Below are 2,122 nucleotides of genomic sequence, written 5' to 3'. Positions count from 1 at the left end.
GCGCGAGCTCGGAGTTGGCGGTCTCGATGCGGGTGGCCGCGAACTCGCGGGCGTAGCTCTTGGCCTTCTCGACCGCGAGCTCCTTGCGGGCCTCGGCGAGTTCAGTGCGGGCGGTGTCGCGCTCGGTCTCGAGCAGCTGGACCCGGCCGGCGTCCGATTCGAGCTGACGCAGTCGCGTCTCCTCGACCTCGTGCATGGGCATGGTGTCCTCCTGGGACTCCTGGGTGGATTTGGACAGCCCGGCCGGGTCGACCGGGACGTTCGTGGGGGCCGCGGTTTCGCTGGCCGTGGAGGTGACGGGCACGTACTCGGTGCGGACCCGGACCTCGACCTGGTCACCGGTGAGCGCAACGGACAGGTCGTCATCGGCGACGGTGTACGTCTGCTCGTAGGTGCGGGTCGGTTCGTCCTCGCTGGTGACGGCGAACCAGACCTTCGAAGAATCGGGGTCGTAGTCGCGGACGTAGCACCAGGTGTCATCAGCGCCGTGCGCCGACTTCACCGCATAGGCGAGCTGCTCGTACCGGTCGCTGCTAGTCGCCTCGGCCACATGGCCGCGGCGCGCAGACTCAACCAGCTGCAGCACCTTCCCGCCGCGGCCGGCGTGGGTGACGAAGTCGACCGAGTTGAAGGTGTCGGCGAAGATCTCGCTGATGATGTAGCCCTTGCGGCCTTCGACTTCGCCCTGGTTGACCTCGGCGACGACGCTGACCGAGACACCGACGGCTTCGAGGAATTCCTTGTCGGTGGCGAAGTCCTTGCCGGCGCCGACAGGTACGGCTTCCGCGATGACGGCGCCGACGCGCTCATCCCAGTAGGCGTCTTCGGTGAGCCGGGCCGCGATGTCACGCACGGACCGCTCGGGCCGGTTCTCAACCTCGTCGGCCGCGATGTGATCCAGGTACATGTGGGTCCCGGCCGGCCACGCCTTCGCCTCGGCTGCGGCCTTCAACACCTCGGTGCTGTAGTAGCCGCTCGAGCCCCACCCGGGGGTGATGAGCTGGATCTTCAGCCGCGGCTTCTTCCCGGCTTCGGTGAGCGGGGTGACGGTGGCGCCGACCTCGGTGAGGTTCTGGCGAGCCATGCGGACCTCCCTTGGGTCGGCGTATGGTGCGGGGGTGGAAAACCACTGCGAGCACGACTTCCAGGTGGATGAGGTGCTGGTGCAGGCCGGAGGCGCTGATTTGGCGCACGTCTGCACCGGGTGTGGGGCGTTGGCCTATGAGGCGAGTCGCGTGTCGCGGCCACCGTTGGGCAGCGGCGACGTCACGTAGGAGGGCCGCCAGTCCGCGTTGGCCCGTTTCACAGCCCACTGGTCCATCGGGTAGTCGCCGCGTTTCCATGCCGCGTACCGGGCCGGGCCGAGGATGTCCTTCTGCCGTTTCACTGGTTGCTTGTTGAACCAGTTCGCTGCTGACGGCACCTGGTCCGGTTCCTCCGGCAGGTCGATCCCGAGTTCACGCCACGTCTTCGTCTTCGGCATGCGGGTACAGCGGCAGTTCTGGTGGCCCTGCGGACCTGGTTCGGTGAGCGGATGCACGGTGCCGGACATGCCCAGGCACGCCGGGCACGGCTTCCCCGACAGCGACGTGAGCCAGATCCAGCCGGCCAGTACGTCACTGTTGGCCTTGTGCGCTGCCGCGGCGGCGGCACGGTGCGCGTCGAGGGTTTCGGTGCGCACGATCGTGAGCGCCCGGGCCAGGCCGCCGTTGAACTGGCCCTCGGCCCGTTGCACGATCCGGGCCGCGGTCTGCCTCGGCCCGGAGCCGGCCATGAGGCCACGGACTAGTTCGCGTCGCATTGCCGCGTCCGCTTCGGCTGACAGGGGCCACAACGCTGAGGTGATGCGTTCGGTGGTGCGGCGCACGATCGCATCGATCTGCCGGGCATCGACACGGGCCCACGAGGTGATCGCGTCCAGCTCCGCCTTTGGCAGCTGAGCTTTGGCGATGTTTTCTTGCGCGTCGACCGCTGCCTGGACGATGCCGTCGAGGTCACCGGAGACCGTGACACCGGCCTGGTCGGCCACTGCGGCGAGCCGCCCGGATACCTCGATCAGCGCCAGCCGTAACCGGGTGGAACGCAGGATCGCTGACCGCGACAGCAAGCCGCCCTCAGCGTT

General features: G+C 68.2%; 2 protein-coding genes. Both read right to left on the bottom strand.

Annotation, left to right across the window (positions count from 1 at the left end; all coding sequences use genetic code 11):
* The coding region (locus ACFFGN_RS36070; RefSeq protein WP_380057782.1) for a hypothetical protein at positions 1-1,084 on the bottom strand (1,084 nt) is incomplete at its 3' end.
* Positions 1,085-1,219: 135 nt separating this feature from the next.
* Positions 1,220-2,122: phage minor head protein (locus ACFFGN_RS36065; protein WP_380057779.1), on the bottom strand; the 903-nt coding region annotated here is incomplete at its 5' end.

The sequence above is a fragment of the Kribbella deserti genome (assembly GCF_042434725.1).
Lineage (GTDB): Bacteria > Actinomycetota > Actinomycetes > Propionibacteriales > Kribbellaceae > Kribbella > Kribbella deserti.
This window is presented reverse-complemented; position numbering and strand designations above follow the sequence as displayed.